The 17,859-nt window shown below is 67.0% G+C and carries 14 protein-coding genes; 7 read left to right on the top strand and 7 right to left on the bottom strand.

Annotation, left to right across the window (positions count from 1 at the left end; genetic code table 11):
- Nucleotides 1-139 precede the first annotated feature (139 nt).
- The 4 genes from dnaK (at nucleotide 140) to ABE463_RS05045 (ending at nucleotide 5,576) form a co-directional block, all read left to right on the top strand.
- Nucleotides 140-2,068, top strand: coding sequence for a molecular chaperone DnaK (gene dnaK, locus ABE463_RS05060; protein ID WP_123729010.1), 1,929 nt, complete (start codon nucleotides 140-142; stop codon nucleotides 2,066-2,068).
- 164 nt (nucleotides 2,069-2,232) lie between these two features.
- Entirely contained in the window at nucleotides 2,233-3,369 is a 1,137-nt protein-coding gene (gene dnaJ, locus ABE463_RS05055) for a molecular chaperone DnaJ (RefSeq protein WP_121042065.1), read from the top strand.
- A gap of 189 nt (nucleotides 3,370-3,558) precedes the next feature.
- On the top strand, nucleotides 3,559-4,467 hold the full coding sequence (gene pdxY, locus ABE463_RS05050) for a pyridoxal kinase (RefSeq protein WP_019183153.1): 909 nt from the start codon (nucleotides 3,559-3,561) through the stop codon (nucleotides 4,465-4,467).
- Nucleotides 4,464-5,576, top strand: coding sequence for a prephenate dehydrogenase (locus tag ABE463_RS05045; protein WP_346467452.1), 1,113 nt, complete (start codon nucleotides 4,464-4,466; stop codon nucleotides 5,574-5,576). The genes pdxY and ABE463_RS05045 overlap by 4 nt, the downstream gene beginning before the upstream one ends.
- A 147-nt stretch (nucleotides 5,577-5,723) precedes the next feature.
- On the opposite strand, the gene ABE463_RS05040 is transcribed toward ABE463_RS05045, so the two are convergent.
- The 5 genes from ABE463_RS05040 to ABE463_RS05020 all read right to left on the bottom strand — a co-directional run bounded on the left by ABE463_RS05040 (nucleotide 5,724) and on the right by ABE463_RS05020 (nucleotide 9,947).
- Nucleotides 5,724-5,918: a hypothetical protein gene (locus ABE463_RS05040; RefSeq protein WP_265307767.1), complete on the bottom strand. Its 195-nt coding sequence runs from the start codon at nucleotides 5,916-5,918 to the stop codon at nucleotides 5,724-5,726.
- A 67-nt stretch (nucleotides 5,919-5,985) separates the two neighbouring features.
- Nucleotides 5,986-7,752 (bottom strand): ABC transporter transmembrane domain-containing protein, encoded by a 1,767-nt coding sequence (locus tag ABE463_RS05035; RefSeq protein ID WP_346467451.1) that lies wholly within the window; start codon nucleotides 7,750-7,752, stop codon nucleotides 5,986-5,988.
- Entirely contained in the window at nucleotides 7,745-8,353 is a 609-nt protein-coding gene (locus ABE463_RS05030; protein WP_346467450.1) for a YigZ family protein, read from the bottom strand. Before ABE463_RS05030 ends, ABE463_RS05035 begins: the two co-directional genes overlap by 8 nt.
- Nucleotides 8,354-8,397: 44 nt before the next feature.
- Nucleotides 8,398-9,396, bottom strand: coding sequence for a hypothetical protein (locus tag ABE463_RS05025; RefSeq protein ID WP_346467449.1), 999 nt, complete (start codon nucleotides 9,394-9,396; stop codon nucleotides 8,398-8,400).
- On the bottom strand, nucleotides 9,393-9,947 hold the full coding sequence (locus ABE463_RS05020) for an RNA polymerase sigma factor (protein WP_346467598.1): 555 nt from the start codon (nucleotides 9,945-9,947) through the stop codon (nucleotides 9,393-9,395). The genes ABE463_RS05025 and ABE463_RS05020 overlap by 4 nt, the downstream gene beginning before the upstream one ends.
- Nucleotides 9,948-10,150: 203 nt before the next feature.
- Here ABE463_RS05020 and ABE463_RS05015 point away from each other — a divergent pair, with 203 nt between their 5' ends.
- Complete coding sequence (locus tag ABE463_RS05015; RefSeq protein WP_346467448.1) at nucleotides 10,151-13,030, top strand: EAL domain-containing protein; 2,880 nt, start codon at nucleotides 10,151-10,153, stop codon at nucleotides 13,028-13,030.
- A gap of 21 nt (nucleotides 13,031-13,051) precedes the next feature.
- Here ABE463_RS05015 and ABE463_RS05010 read toward each other — a convergent pair whose 3' ends face one another.
- Nucleotides 13,052-13,645: a TIGR00730 family Rossman fold protein gene (locus tag ABE463_RS05010; protein WP_346467447.1), complete on the bottom strand. Its 594-nt coding sequence runs from the start codon at nucleotides 13,643-13,645 to the stop codon at nucleotides 13,052-13,054.
- A 211-nt stretch (nucleotides 13,646-13,856) separates the two neighbouring features.
- Nucleotides 13,857-15,353, bottom strand: a complete 1,497-nt coding sequence (locus ABE463_RS05005) for an aminotransferase class III-fold pyridoxal phosphate-dependent enzyme (RefSeq protein ID WP_346467446.1) — start codon at nucleotides 15,351-15,353, stop codon at nucleotides 13,857-13,859.
- Between the two features lie 212 nt (nucleotides 15,354-15,565).
- On the opposite strand from ABE463_RS05005, the gene queA reads away from it, so the two are divergent.
- Both queA and tgt read left to right on the top strand, forming a co-directional pair.
- Complete coding sequence (gene queA, locus ABE463_RS05000; protein ID WP_346467445.1) at nucleotides 15,566-16,633, top strand: tRNA preQ1(34) S-adenosylmethionine ribosyltransferase-isomerase QueA; 1,068 nt, start codon at nucleotides 15,566-15,568, stop codon at nucleotides 16,631-16,633.
- Nucleotides 16,634-16,699: 66 nt separating this feature from the next.
- Nucleotides 16,700-17,830 (top strand): tRNA guanosine(34) transglycosylase Tgt, encoded by a 1,131-nt coding sequence (gene tgt, locus ABE463_RS04995; RefSeq protein WP_123729020.1) that lies wholly within the window; start codon nucleotides 16,700-16,702, stop codon nucleotides 17,828-17,830.
- Nucleotides 17,831-17,859: the final 29 nt, after the last annotated feature.

The raw sequence follows: 17,859 nt of genomic DNA, 5'->3' as shown, positions 1-17,859 counted from the left end.
CGGCCGGACGCTGAACGCGTTGGGTCGCCATCGAACACTGTGTTTGATGGACGGCTTGAAAGTGTCCGCAGCGTCCCACACATCCCATTCATAACCCGGCAGCTGCCGGATGTACCCAGAACTTTCAGGAGTCTCCCTCATGGGCAAGATCATTGGTATCGACCTCGGCACCACCAACTCGTGTGTGGCGATCATGGACGGCGGCAAGGCCCGCGTCATCGAAAACGCGGAAGGCGATCGCACCACGCCGTCCATCGTCGCCTACACCAAGGACGGCGAAGTCCTGGTCGGCGCCTCGGCCAAGCGCCAGGCCGTGACCAACCCGAAGAACACCTTCTACGCTGTCAAGCGCCTGATCGGCCGCAAGTTCACCGACGCTGAAGTCCAGAAGGACATCGCGCACGTGCCCTACGGCATCCTGGCCCATGACAACGGCGACGCCTGGGTCCAGACCAGCGACGGCAAGAAGATGGCCCCGCAGGAAATCTCCGCCCGCGTGCTGGAGAAGATGAAGAAGACCGCCGAAGCGTTCCTGGGTGAGACCGTCACCGAGGCCGTGATCACCGTGCCGGCTTACTTCAATGACAGCCAGCGCCAGGCCACCAAGGACGCCGGCCGCATCGCCGGTCTGGAAGTCAAGCGCATCATCAACGAGCCGACCGCTGCTGCCCTGGCCTATGGCCTGGACAAGGGTGACGGCCGTGACCGCAAGATCGTTGTGTACGATCTGGGCGGCGGCACCTTCGACGTGTCGATCATCGAGATCGCCAACGTCGACGGTGAGAAGCAGTTCGAAGTGCTGGCCACCAACGGTGACACCTTCCTGGGCGGCGAAGACTTCGACAACCGCGTCATCGAGTACCTCGTCGACGAGTTCAACAAGGACCAGGGCATCGACCTGCGCAAGGATCCGCTCGCCCTGCAGCGCCTGAAGGACGCCGCCGAGCGCGCCAAGATCGAGCTGTCCACCAGCCAGCAGACCGAAGTGAACCTGCCGTACGTCACCGCTGACGCGTCGGGCCCGAAGCACCTCAACATCAAGCTGACCCGCGCCAAGCTGGAAGCGCTGGTGGAAGACCTGATCAAGAAGTCGATCGAGCCGTGCCGCATCGCGCTGAACGATGCCGGCCTGCGTTCGAGCGACATCGGTGAAGTGATCCTGGTCGGCGGTCAGACCCGCATGCCGAAGGTGCAGCAGGCGGTGACCGAGTTCTTCGGCAAGGAACCGCGCAAGGACGTCAACCCGGACGAAGCCGTGGCACTGGGTGCTGCGATCCAGGGCGGCGTGCTGGGCGGCGACGTCAAGGACGTGCTGCTGCTGGACGTGACCCCGCTGTCGCTGGGCATCGAGACCCTGGGTGGCGTGTTCACCAAGATCATCGAGAAGAACACCACCATCCCGACCAAGGCTTCGCAGGTGTTCTCCACCGCCGAGGACAACCAGTCGGCCGTGACCGTGCACGTGCTGCAGGGTGAGCGCGAGCAGGCCCGCTTCAACAAGTCGCTGGCCAAGTTCGACCTCTCCGGCATCGAGCCGTCGCCGCGCGGCCTGCCGCAGGTGGAAGTGTCCTTCGACATCGACGCCAACGGCATCCTGCACGTGTCGGCCAAGGACAAGAAGACCAACAAGGAACAGAAGGTCGAGATCAAGGCCGGTTCGGGTCTGTCCGAGGACGAGATCGCACGCATGGTCGCCGATGCGGAAGCCAACCGCGAAGAAGACAAGAAGTTCCATGAGCTGGTCCAGGCCCGCAACCAGGCTGATGCGCTGATCCACGGTACCCGTACCGCGATCACCGAGCACGGCAGCAAGGTCGGTGGCGATGTGATCGGCAAGGTGGAGTCGGCCCTGGCCGATCTGGAAACCGCGATGAAGAGCGACGACAAGGCACAGATCGAAGCCAAGTCGAAGGTGCTGGAAGAAGCCGGCCAGGCACTGTTCGCGGCCTCCGCGGCAGCCGAGCAGGGCGGCGCGGCACCGGGCCCGGACGCCGGTGGAAACAGCGGCGCGCACGACGATGTGGTCGACGCCGAGTTCACCGAAGTCAAGGACGACAAGAAGTCCTGATCCGGACACGACACGGGACGTTGCGCAGGCAACGTCCCGTTGTCATATCCCCCTTCTGGTCCTGACAGCCGTATCCCGGCCTGTCGGGGCGCCCGGCGAAAGAGCGGACCTGGTGCCGCTCTTCCGCTTTGACGAATCCCGACTTCCGGAACCCGATTCAAGTTATGAGCAAGCGCGATTACTACGAAGTGCTGAGCGTGTCCCGCACCGCCAGCGATGAAGAACTGAAGAAGGCCTATCGCCGTTGTGCGATGAAGTTCCATCCGGACCGCAATCCGGGTGACAACGAGGCCGAGGCCGCCTTCAAGGAATGCAAGGAAGCCTACGAAACCCTGTCCGATGGCAACAAGCGCCGGATGTACGATGCCCACGGCCACGCCGCGTTCGAGCACGGCATGGGCGGCGGTGGCGGTGGTCCGGGTGGCCCGGACATGGGCGATATCTTCGGTGACATCTTCGGCAACATCTTCGGCGGTGGCGCCGGCGGTGGTGGTCCGCGCCAGGCCCGTCGTGGTGCCGATATCGGCTACGTGATGGAGCTGGACCTGGAAGAAGCGGTGATGGGCGTGGAGCGCCGCATCGAGATTCCGAGTCTGGTCGAGTGTGACGACTGCAATGCCAGCGGTTCGGAAGATGGCAAGGTCGAGACCTGCTCGGTCTGCCGTGGCCAGGGTCAGGTGCGCATCCAGCGCGGCATCTTCGCGATGCAGCAGGCCTGCCACCACTGCAACGGCCGTGGCCAGATCATCCAGAACCCCTGCAAGACCTGTCACGGCAATGGCCGTGTCGAGGAAGACAAAGTGTTGTCGGTCAAGGTGCCTGCGGGCGTCGACACCGGCGACCGCATCCGTCTGTCCGGTGAAGGCGAGGCCGGTCCGGCCGGTACCCCGGCAGGCGATCTGTACGTGGAAGTGCGGGTGCGTGAGCACGCGATCTTCCAGCGCGACGGCGATGACCTGCACTGCGAAGTGCCGATCCGCATTTCCCAGGCGGCCCTGGGCGATACCGTCCGTGTGGCAACGTTGGGCGGTTACGCCGAGATCCGCATCCCGGCCGAGACCCAGACCGGCAAGCTGTTCCGCATGCGGGGCAAGGGCGTGCGTTCGGTGCGCAGCCGCAGCGAAGGCGACCTGTATTGCCGCGTGGTGGTGGAGACCCCGGTCAACCTCACCCCGGAGCAGCGCAAGCTGCTGGAACAGTTCGAAACCACCTTCACCGGTGAGGAAGCGCGCAAGCATTCGCCGAAGTCGGCGACGTTCATCGATGGCGTGAAGGGCTTCTGGGATCGCATGACGTCGTAAGCGTCACGTGTTCCTGTGAACTACCGAAGGCCCCCTGGTGACAGGGGGCCTTTTTTGTGCACGGCCGTACGCGTGTGGTCCGCGCGCGGAAAAGCGGGCCTCTCCGGGCCGCCGGTGCTCTCGACACGGTCCCCCGCTCGACCCACCTTCCGCCGCGCCTGGAGAGACTCGCAGGCGTAAAATGTCGGTATGAACGAATCCCTCGAAAGCCACCTGGTCCACGGCCGCCGCCAGCGCCCGGACGGTCCGTCGCCGGTCGACGTCATTTCGGTGCAGTCCCAGCTGGTGTACGGCTATGCCGGCAACAGCGCGGCCGTGCCGCCGCTGCGTGCGCTGGGCGTGCGCGTGGCCGAAATCCCCACCACGCTGCTCAGCAACGCGCCGTTCTACGAGACCACGCGCGGCCGCGTGCTGCCTTCGGACTGGTTTGCCGATCTGCTGCTCGGCGCCGGTGAGCGCGGCCTGCCACAGCGGGCGCGGATGCTGGTGTCCGGCTACTTCGGCAGCGTCGGCAACGGCGCGGCCTTCGCCGACTGGCTCGATGCGGTGCTGCCGTCCTCGCCGCAGCTGCGCTACTGCCTGGACCCGGTGATCGGCGACACCCACACCGGCCCTTACGTTGAGCCGGGCCTGGAAAAAGTCTTCGCCGAACGTCTGCTGCCGCATGCCTGGCTGGTCACGCCGAATGCCTTTGAACTCGGCCGACTGACCGGCATGCCAAGCCTGGCCCAGGACGATGCGATCGCCGCGTCGCAGGCGCTGCTGGCGCGTGGCCCGGAGTGGGTGCTGGCGCACAGCGTCGGCGGCGATCCGGGCCAGCTGGTCACGCTGGCGGTCAGCCGCGACGCGATCTGGCGCTGGTCTTCGCCGCATCTGCCGGTGGACGTGGCCGGCACCGGCGATGTGCTGATGTCGCTGCTGGTCGCGTTCCTGCTGCGTGGCGAAACCTTCGAACAGGCGATCTCGCGTGCCATCGCCGGCGTGCATGTTGCGCTGGAGACCACGCTGGCCAACGGCCACGAAGAGTTCGATGTACTGGCCGCAGCGCCGGCAGCGTTGGCGCTGCCGGATCGTTTCGTCCCCGAGCGCCTGGCGTGAGTCTGACGCCGGTGGTTGGCATCGTCGGCAGCGACGGTGCCTATGGGCGGTGGCTGCGCCGGTTCCTGGAACAACGCCTCGGGCTGGACGTGATCGGCCATGACCCGGCCGACGCATCGTCGGACAATCCGGAAACGCTGCTTGATCGCGCCGAGGTATTGATCTTCTCGGCACCGATCCGGCACACGCCTGCGCTGATCGCCGACTACGTGGCCCGCTCGGCCGGTCGTGAAGCCGGTCGCCTGTGGCTGGATGTCACCTCGGTGAAATCGGCCCCGGTGGAGGCGATGCTTGCCTCGCAGGCGGAGGTGGTGGGCCTGCATCCGATGACAGCCCCGCCCAAGGCGCCGACGCTGAAGGGCAGGGTGATGGTGGTCTGCGAGGCGCGCCTGTCGCGGTGGCAGCCGTTCGTGCAGCAGCTGTGCGAGGCACTGGAAGCGGAGTGCGTACGTGCCACGCCCGAGCATCACGACCAGGTCATGGCGCTGGTGCAGGCGATGGTGCATGCCACGCATCTGGCCCAGGCCGGTGTGCTGCGCGAATACGCGCCGATCCTCGGTGCGTTGCCGGCGTTGATGCCGTATCGCTCGGCCTCGTTCGAGCTGGATACCGCGATCATCGCGCGCATCCTCTCGCTCAATCCGGCGATCTACGAAGACATCCAGTTCGGCAACCCGCACGTGGCGCCGATGCTGGACCGGTTGCTGGCCCAGTTGCAGCAGCTGCGCTCGCAGCTGGAGCAGGGCGATGACGCGGCACGCGCGGCGTTCCGACAGCAGTTGCTGCTGGACAACCGCGACAGCCTGGGAGCGGAGGTGCTGGCCGACGGCAATTACACCTTCGAGCGGGTCGGCTACCTGCTGGCCGATCTCACCGAACGCAACGCGATCAGTGTGCACCTGCCCGAAGACCGGCCCGGCTCGTTGCGCGAGTTGCTGCATGTGTTCGAACGGCACCGGGTCAGCCTGGCCTCGATCCATTCCTCGCGGACGCCGGCCGGTGAAGTGCACTTCCGGGTGGGCTTCGTGGCAGGCAGCGATGCCCTCGCGCTGCAGGCGGCGGCCATCGAGATCGATGCCTCCGGTATCGGCCGCGTGCTGGTGCGCTGACACGGTGCGCTGCAGCATTCATCCACAGGGGGTGTGGATGATCTGCGCACAAACGTGTGGATAAGTGCGTACGCGCCTTGCCGTAAAAGGCTGTCAAGATGCTTGGTCAAAAATTGACCAACATCCGCGTAACTTTTTTTCAACGCGTCAGGTGACGAGGGTCAGCTCGCCGCCCGCCGTGCGGAACTCACGGCCGTCGCGGATCAGATGGCGGCCATCGGCCAGCTCGTAACGCGCGCTCTGGCCGGTGCCAGCAGTGGCATCGGCCTGCTCATCCTTGAACTCGATGATGACGTAATCGTCGCCATTGGCGTCGGTGGCGGGGAACTGTCGGAACGACATGAAACACCTCCTGCAGCGCGTCCAGTGAGGGCTGCAGGATGCGATGGCCGGTGTTACCGGCCCGTCGTCAATCGATGAATTGCAGGCGCGCCAGGTCCGCGTAGAGACCGCCCTCGGCCAGCAGCTCGGCATGCGTGCCCTGGGCGACGATGCGGCCGTGGTCCATGACCACGATGCGGTCAGCCTTTAGCACGGTGGCCAGGCGGTGCGCGATCACCAAGGTGGTGCGGCCGGCCATCAACCGCTCCAGCGCCTGCTGCACCGCGCGCTCGCTTTGTGCGTCCAGTGCACTGGTGGCTTCATCGAGCAGCAGGATCGGCGCGTTCTTGAGCAGGGCGCGCGCGATCGCGATGCGCTGCTGCTGGCCGCCGGACAGGCGCGCACCGCGCTCGCCCAGCTCGCTGGCATAGCCTTCGGGCAGGGCCTGCAGGAATTCATCGGCCTCGGCGGCTTCGGCCGCGCGCTGCACTTCTTCGTCGGTCGCTTCAAGGCGGCCGTAGCGGATGTTCTCGAACGCACTGCTGGCGAACAGGGTCGGCTGCTGCGGCACCAGCGCCAGCTGTTCGCGCAGCTGCGCCGGATCGACTTCGCGCAGGTCCACGCCATCGACCAGAATGCGGCCGGCCGCCGGATCGTGGAAGCGCAGCAGCATCGACAGGATGGTGCTCTTGCCGGCGCCGGACGGGCCGACCAGCGCGACCGTTTCACCCGGGCGCACGTGCAGGTCCACATGATCCAGCGCGGCGGTATCCGGGCGCTGCGGGTAGTGGAACACCACATCCTCGAAACGGATTTCGCCGCGCAGTGGCTGCGGCAACGGGGTGGGATGGGCCGGGGCGGTGATCTCCACGTCTTCCTGCAGCAGCTCGGCAATGCGGCCCATGCCGCCCGACGCACGCTGCAGTTCGTTCCAGACCTCGGCCAACGCACCGACCGAGCCGCCACCGATCAGCGCATACAGCACGAACTGGCCCAGCGTGCCGGCGCTCATGTTGCCGTCGATCACCTCGTGCGCGCCCAGCCACAGCACGCCGACGATGGCCCCGAACACCAGCACGATCGCGCTGGCGGTGACGATCGACTGGGCGCGGATGCGCCGGCGCGCGGCACCGATCGCATCGCCCAGCGCCGCATTGAAGCGGCCGCGTTCATACGGCTCACGCGCATGGGCCTGCACGGTACGTACCGCGCCCAGTGTTTCCGAGGCCAGGCTGTTGGCATCGGCGATGCGGTCCTGGCTGGCGCGCGCGATATTGCGCAGGCGGCGGGCGCCGATGATGATCGGCAACACCGCCAGCGGAATGCCGACCAGCGACCACGCCGCCAAGTGCGGGCTGGTGACGAACAGCATCACCAGGCTGCCGACCACGGTCACGCTGCTGCGCAGGGCCACCGACATGGTCGAGCCGATCACGCTGCGCAGCAGTTCGCTGTCGGCGGTCAGGCGCGAGACCAGCTCGCCGCTGCGGCTGCGGTCGTGGAAGCCAGCACCCAGCGTGATCAGATGGGCGTAAAGGCGGCTGCGCAGATCGGCGACCACCTTTTCGCCCAGCAGCGAGACGAAGAAGAAGCGCGCGGCGGTGGCCAGCGCCAGCACCACCGCGACCAGGAACAGCAGCGCGAACGCCTTGTTGATCTGGCCGCCGCTGGTGAAGCCGTGGTCGATCATCTGCCGCACCGCGACCGGCAGGCTGAGCGTGGCCACCGAGGACACCGCCAAGGCCACCAGCCAGGCACTGAACAGCCCGACGTGCCGGCGCACGAACGGCCACAAGGTGTTCAAGCTGCCCAATCGGCGCATCGGCGTGTCGTTCGGAACGGGTGCGTCAGTCATTCGATGGGCCTGGTTCGATGCGGGATTCAATACGGACACGATCACGAGTGGCGTCGCGGAGGCGGTTTTTCAACGGTTCGACCTGATCGGCCGGCAAGCGCAGGTGCAGGTTCACGCCGTCGGCGGTGAACCCTTCGTCCACTTTCTCGGCCAGATGGGCGCCCAAGGCGGCATGCAACGGGCCCAGATCCTCGAAGCCGGCCTGCACGTCCAGCTCGGCCATGGCGATCAGGGGCAGCCGCGGGGCTACCCGCAGGCACTCGGCGGCGGTCCCGCCATAAGCACGGACCAGGCCGCCGGCACCGAGCTTGATGCCGCCGTACCAGCGTGTCACCACGACCATCACCCGATCGAAGCCCTGGCCATCAATGGCGGCCAGGATCGGGCGCCCGGCGGTGCCGGACGGCTCGCCATCGTCGCTGGAGCGGTAGTCGCTGCCGTAGCGGTAGGCCCAGCAGTTGTGGGTGGCATCGGCGACGGCGACCTGCTGCAGGAACTCCAACGCAGCGGCTGCATGCTGGATCGGCGCGGCATGGGCGATGAAGCGGCTGTGCTTGATCTCCAGGCTGTGGCTGACGGGGGTGGCGAGCGTATCGGGCATTCCCACCATTCTAGTGGGGATGCCTGATCACCGTACGCGCCGCGTCAGTTATCGAGCAGCTGGCGAAGGTCGCGCGGGATGCGCACTTCCGGGTATTGCTGCAGGTAACGCTCCAGGCTGGCGCGTGCGGTATCCACATCGCCGGCATCGCGTCGCTCGCGGATGCGCTTGAGCCATTGCTTGCGCGGCAGGCTGGCATCGGCAGCGACCGCCTGATGCAACGCGCGCACGGCATCGTCTGCCGAGGCGGGGGCCGCCATCGGCGCGGCGGCGCGGCGCATCACGCCGGGTGCGCCGGGTGCAGGCTTGGCCGGCGCGGCGCTTTTGAGGGCCCCACGCGGTGCTGCGCGGTCGATCGTGGAGCCGGTCACCACCACGCTGTCCAGCGCCGGTTCGTTCGCCTGCAGGGCAGCGGCCGATGCCGCCTCCGGTGCCGGGGCGGACATCTTCGGCGCCGGTGCCGGTGCCTGCGCCGGTGCTGGCGCTGGCGCTGGCGCGGGAACAGACGGCGGTGGTGCGGTGATCACTTCAGGGCGGGGCGGGGCGGCCGTCCGCGCATGCTCGGGCGCAGGCGCCGAGGCGGGCGCTGCGGACGGCGCTGTGTCTTTCGCAATGCGCTCTTGCTGGACCACGGGCGGTGCAGCGACCGGGGCCGGTGGCGGTGCGGCGTCCAGTGCCGGCGCAGCCTCCGTCCTTGCGGTGCTCGATGCGGCGGCGCCCGGTACGGGTGCGGCAACCGGTTCGGCCAGCGGCGGCGCGGGCGGCTCTTCAGGTTTGAGCTGCCAGGCGATGCCGACCGCGAAGATCACCGAGGCGGCGAGGCCGAACACCGCCGGCAGACGCGAACGCGGGCGTGTTGCCCGCACCGGCGCAGCCGACGGCAGCTTCCAGGTGGCCGCGTCGGCGGCCGGTGCTTCCACGGCCGTTCGCGCGGCTGCGAGCACGGCCGCGTCGATCGCCGGTGCGGGACCGGTCGCGCTCGGCCGACCCAGCAGCCGGGCCAGTTCGCGTTCTTCCGGGGTCAGCGAATCCGGGCGGTTCATCCGCTCAACCCCGCACGTAGTTTGTCCATGGCATAGCGCAGTCGCGATTTGACCGTCTCACGGCCGACGCCGGTAATCTGGGCGATCTCTTCCAGGCTCAGTTCCTGTTCCAGGCGCAACTGCAGGACCTCGCGCTGCTCCGGCGGCAGCTGTTCCATCGCCAACTGCAGCTGGCGGCGTTGCTCGAACGCGGACAGCTGGGTTTCCGGCGTCCGCGCATCGGCGATCGCCGCCACACGTTCATCGGCGTCGATCGGGGCCGACGGCCGGTGCCGTGCCGCGCGCCAATGGTCGTTGAGGCGGTTGTGGGCGATCCGGAACAGCCAGGTGGTGAATGCGGCTTCGGGCTGCCAGCCGGCACGGGCGGCAATCACGCGTTGCCAGACATCCTGGAACATCTCATCGGCCAGCGCACCATCGCGCAGCTGGCGCAGCAGGAAGCTGTACAGGCGGCTGCGGTGCCGGCCGTACAGCGCCTCGAACGCACGCAGGTCGCCACCGGCCCAGGCCAGCATCAGTGCTTCATCGGTCGGCAGGGCAAGGGCGTCCACGCCGCACAGAGTAAGCGCTGCGGGGGTGTTCGCATAGTCGATGGGCAGCCGGGCGAGGTTGCTGGGGGGCATGGGGATGGCCTGGGAGACAACAGGAACAACGTTCATCGGCGGCCGATGGGGTTGATGCTCTTCCATTGCCCCCCGGTCGGCGCGTTATGCTCGCAGGCAGGGGAGGTGCCGGGCAGCCGGTACCCGTAGGGATGAGCAACGTGTCCAGTCAGATGGTGACCTCTGCAGTGCAATGCGATGGTGATGCGGTGATCCCTGCCGCCGTCGCCAGGGCGTTGTGCGCCCTGCTGCCCGGTGGCGCCGTGGTCGCGCTGGCCTGGTCGGATCCGGTCCTCGGCGAGGGCACCCGATGCCATCCAGACGGGGATCGCTACGGCGCCGACCCGGCCCGGGCATTCCGGCATGAGCCCGCTGCCGCGATGGCCTCGCAGCAATCTTGGACGCATATCGGCGCCGAGTTGACGCTGAGCGTGACACTGCCCTGCGGCAACGCGCCTGCCGACAGCTGGTGGACGGCCGCGCGCAGTCTGTTCCAGGGCACGTTGTCACTGGCCCGGCAGCGCCGCGAAATCGCCTCGCTGGAGGAATCCAAGCGCCTGCAACAGGCGTTGTATGAGATCGCCGATCTGGCCGGTGCGGATCTGGAAATGGGCGAGATGCTGCGGCATTTCCATCGCGTGCTCAATTCCCTGATGTACGCGCAGAACTGTTTCATCGTCGAGTACGACGACATCCGGCACCGGGTGCGGTTCCTGTACTTCGCCGACCAGAAGGACGACTTCGTCGCCGATCCGGACCGCAGTTACGAAGAACACGAAATGCCGCGCAGCCTGACCTTCGCGCTGCTGCGGCATGGCGAGCCGTTGAGCGGTCCGTCCAGTGAGCTGCTGGCCGAAATGGAGGGTGAGCAGGGGCAGCGCGGGCCGGAAAGCCTGGACTGGCTGGGCGTGCCGATGCTCCGCGACGGCCGCGTCTGCGGTGCGATCGTGGTGCAGAGCTATGAGCACCGCGCGCGCTACGGTGAGGCCGATCGCACGCTGCTGGGCTATGTCGCCCAGCACATCCTTACTGCGATGGACAGGCGCCAGGCGCAGGTCCAGCTGGAGCGTCAGGTAGAAAGGCGCACGCTGGAGCTGCAGCGCGCCAATCGCAACCTCCAGGACGAAGTGGTCGAACGTCGCCGCGCCGAAAAGCTGCAGATGGCCCTGTTCAACATCGCCGAGCTGGCGATGAGCGCCGCGTCGCTGTCGCAGTACTACGGTCAGGTGCATGGCGTGGTCGGCACGCTGCTGGACGCGCGCAATTTCTATATCGCGCTGGTCAACGAGAACGGCGATGGGCTGGAGTTCGTGTACTCGGTGGATGAGTACAACCCGTCGCGCGCGCCACGCCCCTTCAGCGAGGGGCTGACCGAGTTCATCGTGCGCAACCGTCAGCCGCTGCTTGCCAATCGTGAGCGCATCGATGCGCTGCGCGACAGTGGTGTTGTCCGCGAGTTCGGCGCGCGTTCGCAGTGCTGGCTCGGGGTGCCGCTGTTGAGCGATGACGATGTGGTGGGCGTGATCGTGGTGCAGAGTTACTCGCCGGAGGTGGTGTTCACTGCACACGATCAGCGCCTGCTGACGTTCGTCGCACAGAACATCGGCAACGGCCTGGCGCGCCAGCGCGACCAGGAGCAGCTGCGCAACGCGCATGCCGACCTGGAAAAGCGCGTGGACGAGCGCACCCGCGAGCTGGCCGACGTCAACGACAAGCTGCTGGGCCAGATCGGCGAGCGCCTGCGTGCGGAGCAGCGCCTGACCCACCAGGCCATGCACGATGCGCTGACCGGGTTGCCCAACCGGTTGCACCTGCTGGATCGGCTGGAAGATGCGATCGTGCGCGCGCGTGGCAGCGAGGGTCACGGATTTGCGGTGCTGTTCCTCGATCTGGACCGCTTCAAGCTGGTCAACGACAGCATCGGACATGCTGCGGGCGATCAGATGCTGGTGGAGGTGGCCAAGCGCATCGTGTCGATGATGTCCGCGCAGGACGTGGTCGCACGGCTGGGCGGTGATGAGTTCGCGATCCTGCTCCAGTGTGGCGATGGCCTGGCGTCGGCGCTGGAGTTCTCGCAACGCATGCTGGTGGCACTGGAAGAATCGATGTGGGTGAAGGGGCGCGAACTGTTCCCCTCCGGCAGCCTGGGCATTGCGATGTGGAACCCGCGCTACCGCAATGGCGAAGAGCTGGTGCGCGATGCGGATGCGGCGATGTACCGCGCCAAGGCGCAGGGCAATGAGCGCTGCGCGGTGTTCGATGAGGCCATGCGTGAGCAGGCGCTGCGCAGCCTGGATCTGGAGGCGGACCTGCGCCGGGCCATCATCAACCGCGATTTCGTGCCGTACTACCAGCCGATCATGCGGCTCAGCGACGGTGAGCTGGTCGGCCACGAGGCGCTGCTGCGCTGGCAGCACGAACGCCGCGGGCTGCTGCTGCCGAGTGCGTTTCTCGATCTGGGCGAAGAGAGTGGCCTGATCGAGCAGGTGGACTGGCTGCTGTACGAGCAGGTCATCACCCAGTTGGCCCGCGGCGGGCGCGGCTACCTCTCGGTCAATGTGTCGCCACGGCACTTCCGCTCGGCCGATTTCAGCACGCGGCTGTTCGGGCTGATCGAGGCGGCCGGTGCCGACCCGCACCGGTTGCGGCTGGAGATTACCGAGGTGGCGTTGCTGGACGATGGTCCACGCACGCTGCGCATCCTGCAGACGCTGCGCGAGCGCGGGGTGCTGGTGCAGCTGGATGATTTCGGCACGGGCTTCTCGGCGCTGTCCTACCTGCACCGGTTCCCGATTTCGACGTTGAAGATCGACCAGTCCTTCATTGCCGGTCTGCACGGGCAGGACATGCAGAGCACGCACGCACTGGTGCAGGGCGTGCTGTCGCTGGCGCGCACGCTGGGCATCGAAACAATCGGCGAGGGCATCGAGACCCAGGCCCAGCACGACACGCTGCTGCAGCTCGGCTGCGATTACGGCCAGGGCTATCTGCTCGGCCGGCCGGCCCCGATGGACGCTGCCGCAGCGGCCTGAACCGCTACGGCAGCGGGTGGATCAGCGCAGCGCGTTGGCGCGCTTTTCGTCGATCCACTTGGAGGCCTGCGCCGGCTCGTAGGCGCGCATCCAGGCCAGCATCTCGTCGATGTCCGAGCCGTACCACAGGTCCGCGCGCTGGGCCGGGTGCAGGAAGCGCTCTTCGACCATGCGGTCGAACATGCCGATCAGCGGGGCGTAGAAGCCGTCCACATCCAGGAACGCGCACGGCTTGTTGCCGATGCCCAGCTGGCGCCAGGTCAGCATCTCGAAGATTTCTTCCATGGTGCCGAAGCCGCCGGGCAGGGCGACGAACGCATCGGAGAGATCGAACATGCGCGACTTGCGCTCGTGCATCGAGCCGACGATTTCCAGCTCGGTCAGGCCACGGTGGGCCACTTCCCAGTCCGCCAGCTGCTGCGGGATCACGCCGGTGACTTCACCGCCGCCTTCAAGCACAGCATTGGCCACGGTGCCCATCAGGCCGACGTTGCCGCCGCCGTAGACCAGGCGCAGGCCGTCGCGGGCGATGCGGTCACCCAGCGCGATGGCGCGCTCGGTATAGACCGGCTTGCTGCCGGGATTGGAACCACAGTAAACGCAAATCGACTTCATTGGATCTTCCTGTTGTCCGAAGCTGTAGCGACCGGAAACGAAAAAGCCCCGCCGATGACCGGTGCGCTGGTCTCGTGACGGGGTGTCGTTCCGCAGGTGCGGTAGCGGATTATCGCGCGTTTCGGGCGCGGGGGCCAATCGGCCAGCGGTGACGGCATCGACCCGTGGCCGGCTACCTCCGTGCGGGCTAATACCCGCACGGAAGCCGAACTCAGGCCGCCTGCGACTGCTCCCGGCGCGGGCCTTCCTTCAGAGCACGGCCGACCAGACCTACCAGCAGGTCCAGTTCCTCGCCGTCCATCCCGAAGTGCGGGGTGAAGCGCAGCGAGTTCTCGCCGCCATGGATCACATTGATGCCGTGGTTGCGCAGCCACTCTTCGGTGGAGCCGGTGCCGTAGCACTTGAACTGCGGGGCCAGCTCGCAGGAAAACAGCAGTCCCGTGCCCTGGACCTTGGTGATCAGCCCGCCCAGCTCGGTCTTGAGCTGTTCCAGCTTGCGCACGGCTTCCTCGCCGCGCACGCGGATGTTCTCGCGTACCTGCGGCGTCAACAGCGACAGCGTGGCGCAGGCCACGTCCAGCGCCCGCGGGTTGGAGGTCATGGTGTTGCCGTAGATGCCCTTGCGATACAGCTGCGCGGCGTGCTCGGTCACGGCCAGTACCGAGAGCGGGAACTGGGCCGCATTGAGCGCCTTGGAATAGGTCTCCATATCCGGCACGTCCAGACCTTCGAAGCCCGGGTAATCCACGATCGAAAGCACGCCGTGCGCGCGCAGGCCGGCCTGGATCGAATCCAGCAGCAGCAGGCTGCCATGCTGGCGGGTCAGTTCACGGGCCAGCGCATAGAACGCGGGCGGCACCGAGCGGCCCGGGTCGCCTTCGCCCATCACCGGCTCCAGGAACACCGCTTCGATGAACCAGTGGTTCTGCTCGGCCTCGGCGAACACCCGCTTGAGCGCGTCTTCGTCATACGGGGCAATCGCGATGACCGTGTCCTCGCCACGGTAGCTGGCCAGGTGCTGCATGTAGGTCTTGCGGCTGGAATCGGAATACAGGCCCGGGCGGTCGGTGCGGCCGTGGAAGCTGCCCTTCACCACCACGCGTTTGATCTTCGCACCGGCGTGGCGGGCGCCCGGATCGGTCTGCAGCTTGGCGTTGACGTCGGCGATGCGGGCGGCCAGGCCCACGGCTTCCGAACCAGAATTCAGGCACATGAAGTGGCTGTACGGGCAACCGCCACGACGGTGGCCGATTTCCCTGCGCAGGGCCTGGATGAAGCGCTGCTGTGAGAGGCTGGGGGTCATCACATTGGCCATGACCTGCGGCGCGGCCATCGCCTCCATCACCGCCTCGGGGGTATGGCCGAAGCCGAGCATGCCGTAGCCGCCGGCGTCGTACAGCACCGCACCCTTCAAGGTGACCACCCACGCGCCACGGGCGGCGAGGGCGACGTACGGGGTGACCGCATCATCGGCATAGAAATTGACGAAACCGTCCTGCATCGCCTCGATCTGGGCGCGTTCGTCCAGGGCCAGCAGATCGCCCAGATCGGCGCGCACGCGGTCGAACTCCGCAGCGGCAGCATCAATGGCGGCGACCAGGGCGGGGTGGCCGGCGGCCAGGCGTTCAAGGGTGGCGTCATCCAGGCCGGTGGTCAGGCGGGTACCGGGCTGGGCGCGAAGGGGGGCGAGGCGTTCGATGAAGCTCATTGCAGATCTCCTGAAACGATTGGCGGCACGGCGGAAAAGCAAAACGCGCGTCTATTCGCGCGCGCTTCGGGCATTCCTGCTCGTGCATCAGACTTCCGGTTCGATGCTAGCACGCGGTTTTTCGCGCGATAACCCCGCAAAACGCTGTTGCATAGCAGCATTTTGCGCGACGTTTGCCGAATCCTTCGTTGCCACCGAGGGCCAGTCGTACAATGGCCGACATTGCCTACACGTTGCCGTGCGCTGCCTTGAAGAAGTCCGATTTCAACTACGAACTCCCGCCTGAACTGATTGCCCAGGCGCCGCTTGCCGAACGCTCGGCCAGCCGCCTGATGGTGGTGCCGCCGGCCCCGGCCGCCTTCGAGCACCGTCAGGTGCGCGACCTGCCTGATCTGCTGCGCGCAGGCGACCTGCTGGTCTTCAACGACACCCGGGTGATCCCGGCCCGTCTGTTCGGCCAGAAGGCCAGCGGCGGCCGTGTCGAGATCCTGATCGAGCGCCTGCTCGGTGGCCAGCAGGCGCGTGCCCAGGTCGGCGCGAGTAAATCGCCCAAGCCGGGCAGCCGCATCGCGCTCGACGCCGGTGGTGAGGCCGAGGTGCTGGGCCGCGACGGCGAGTTCTATGTGTTGCAGTTCCACGTGCCCGAGGCCCTGGAGCAATGGCTGCTGCACGCCGGCCGGCTGCCGCTGCCGCCCTACATCCAGCGCGAGCCGGGCATGGATGACCGCGAGCGCTACCAGACCGTGTTCGCCCGCGAGATCGGCGCGGTGGCCGCCCCGACCGCCGGCCTGCACTTTGATGAGGCCCTGCTGGCCACGTTGAAGGACAAGGGCGTCGACTTCGGTCACGTGACCCTGCACGTGGGCGCGGGCACCTTCCAGCCGGTCCGCGTGGACGATCTGAAAGAACACGTGATGCACCGCGAATGGCTGAACGTCGGCGCCGAGCTGGTCCAGCAGGTGCGCCGCACCCGGGCTGCGGGCGGCCGGGTGATCGGTGTCGGGACCACCGTGGTGCGTGCGCTGGAAAGCGCCATGCGCGAGGGCGAACTGCTGCCCTACGCCGGGGAAACCCAGATCTTCATCACCCCGGGCTACCGGATCCGCAGCGTGGACGCGATGGTGACCAACTTCCACCTCCCGGAAAGCACGCTGCTGATGATGATCTCCGCGTTTGCCGGCCAGACCCGGGTGTTCGAGGCCTACCAGGCTGCGATCGCGGAAAAGTACCGCTTCTTCAGCTATGGCGATGCGATGCTGTTGTTCCCACAAGGGGAATGAGGGCAGCGGGGCAGGCGCGGCCGTTTTCGGCGACAATGGCAGACTATCTGCCCGAATGACCGCTACATGTCCCGACTCCAGTTCCAGCTCCAGACCACCGACGGTCGCGCCCGCCGCGGCCGCCTGACCTTCCCGCGCGGGACCGTGGAAACCCCGGCCTTCATGCCGGTGGGGACCTATGGCTCGGTGAAGGGCATCCTGCCGGAGCAGATCCGCGCGCTGGGTGCGGAAATCATCCTCGGCAACACCTTCCATCTGTACCTGCGCCCGGGCCTGGACGTGATCGCCGACCACGGCGGCCTGCATGGCTTCGCGCGCTGGAACGGCCCGATCCTGACCGACTCCGGCGGCTTCCAGGTGTTCTCGCTGGCCCACCGCCGCAAGATCACCGAGCAGGGGGTGACCTTCTCCTCGCCGACCGACGGCGCCCGCGTGTTCCTGGGCCCGGAAGAGAGCATGCGCATCCAGAAGGTGCTCGATTCGGACGTGGTGATGATTTTCGACGAGTGCACCCCGTACCCGGCCACCGAGCCGGTCGCGCGCACCTCGATGGAACTGAGCCTGCGCTGGGCGCAGCGCAGCCGCAACGCGCACGATGAACTGGGCAATGACGCGGCGCTGTTCGGCATCGTCCAGGGCGGCGTCCACCACGACCTGCGCAGCCGCTCGGCCGAGGGCCTGCAGCAGATCGGCTTCGACGGCTACGCCATCGGCGGCCTGGCCGTGGGCGAGCCCGAGCACGAACGCAACGCCATGCTCGACCACATGCATCCGATCCTGCCGGCCGATCGCCCGCGGTATCTGATGGGCGTGGGCCGACCGGAAGACCTGGTCGAAGGCGTCGCCCGCGGCGTGGACATGTTCGATTGCGTGATGCCGACCCGGAATGCCCGCAACGGCCACTATTTCACCTCGTTCGGCACGGTGCGCATCCGCAACGCCCGCTACGAGCGCGACATGGACACCATCGAGCCGGGTTGCGGCTGCCATGCCTGCACCAGCGGCTATACCCGCTCGTATCTGCGCCACCTGGACCGCTGCAACGAGATGCTGGCGCCGATGCTGGGCACCATCCACAACCTCTATTACTACGAGAAGTTGATGGCCGACATGCGTGCCGCGATCGCGGCGGGAACCTTTACCGCCTTCCGCGAGTCTTTCTACGCGGCTCGTGGAGCGGTCACGCCTGCGCTGTAAAGTGACCCCCGCCGGCCGATCCGGCGCGC

Source organism: Stenotrophomonas sp. TWI819, assembly GCF_039673075.1.
GTDB classification, from domain to species: domain Bacteria; phylum Pseudomonadota; class Gammaproteobacteria; order Xanthomonadales; family Xanthomonadaceae; genus Stenotrophomonas; species Stenotrophomonas rhizophila_B.
The sequence above is the reverse complement of the archived record's forward strand: the minus strand, read 5'-3'. Positions and strand labels throughout refer to the sequence as shown.

Excerpts from the sequence above, each read along its gene's own strand:
- dnaK (WP_123729010.1), top strand. The coding sequence starts at position 140 with ATGGGCAAGATCATTGGTATCGACCTCGGCACCACCAACTCGTGTGTG.
- dnaJ (WP_121042065.1), top strand. The coding sequence starts at position 2,233 with ATGAGCAAGCGCGATTACTACGAAGTGCTGAGCGTGTCCCGCACCGCC.
- pdxY (WP_019183153.1), top strand. The coding sequence starts at position 3,559 with ATGAACGAATCCCTCGAAAGCCACCTGGTCCACGGCCGCCGCCAGCGC.
- ABE463_RS05040 (WP_265307767.1), bottom strand. The coding sequence starts at position 5,918 with ATGTCGTTCCGACAGTTCCCCGCCACCGACGCCAATGGCGACGATTAC.
- ABE463_RS05035 (WP_346467451.1), bottom strand. The coding sequence starts at position 7,752 with ATGACTGACGCACCCGTTCCGAACGACACGCCGATGCGCCGATTGGGC.
- ABE463_RS05030 (WP_346467450.1), bottom strand. The coding sequence starts at position 8,353 with ATGCCCGATACGCTCGCCACCCCCGTCAGCCACAGCCTGGAGATCAAG.
- ABE463_RS05025 (WP_346467449.1), bottom strand. The coding sequence starts at position 9,396 with ATGAACCGCCCGGATTCGCTGACCCCGGAAGAACGCGAACTGGCCCGG.
- ABE463_RS05015 (WP_346467448.1), top strand. The coding sequence starts at position 10,151 with ATGAGCAACGTGTCCAGTCAGATGGTGACCTCTGCAGTGCAATGCGAT.
- ABE463_RS05010 (WP_346467447.1), bottom strand. The coding sequence starts at position 13,645 with ATGAAGTCGATTTGCGTTTACTGTGGTTCCAATCCCGGCAGCAAGCCG.
- ABE463_RS05005 (WP_346467446.1), bottom strand. The coding sequence starts at position 15,353 with ATGAGCTTCATCGAACGCCTCGCCCCCCTTCGCGCCCAGCCCGGTACC.
- queA (WP_346467445.1), top strand. The coding sequence starts at position 15,566 with ATGGCCGACATTGCCTACACGTTGCCGTGCGCTGCCTTGAAGAAGTCC.
- tgt (WP_123729020.1), top strand. The coding sequence starts at position 16,700 with ATGTCCCGACTCCAGTTCCAGCTCCAGACCACCGACGGTCGCGCCCGC.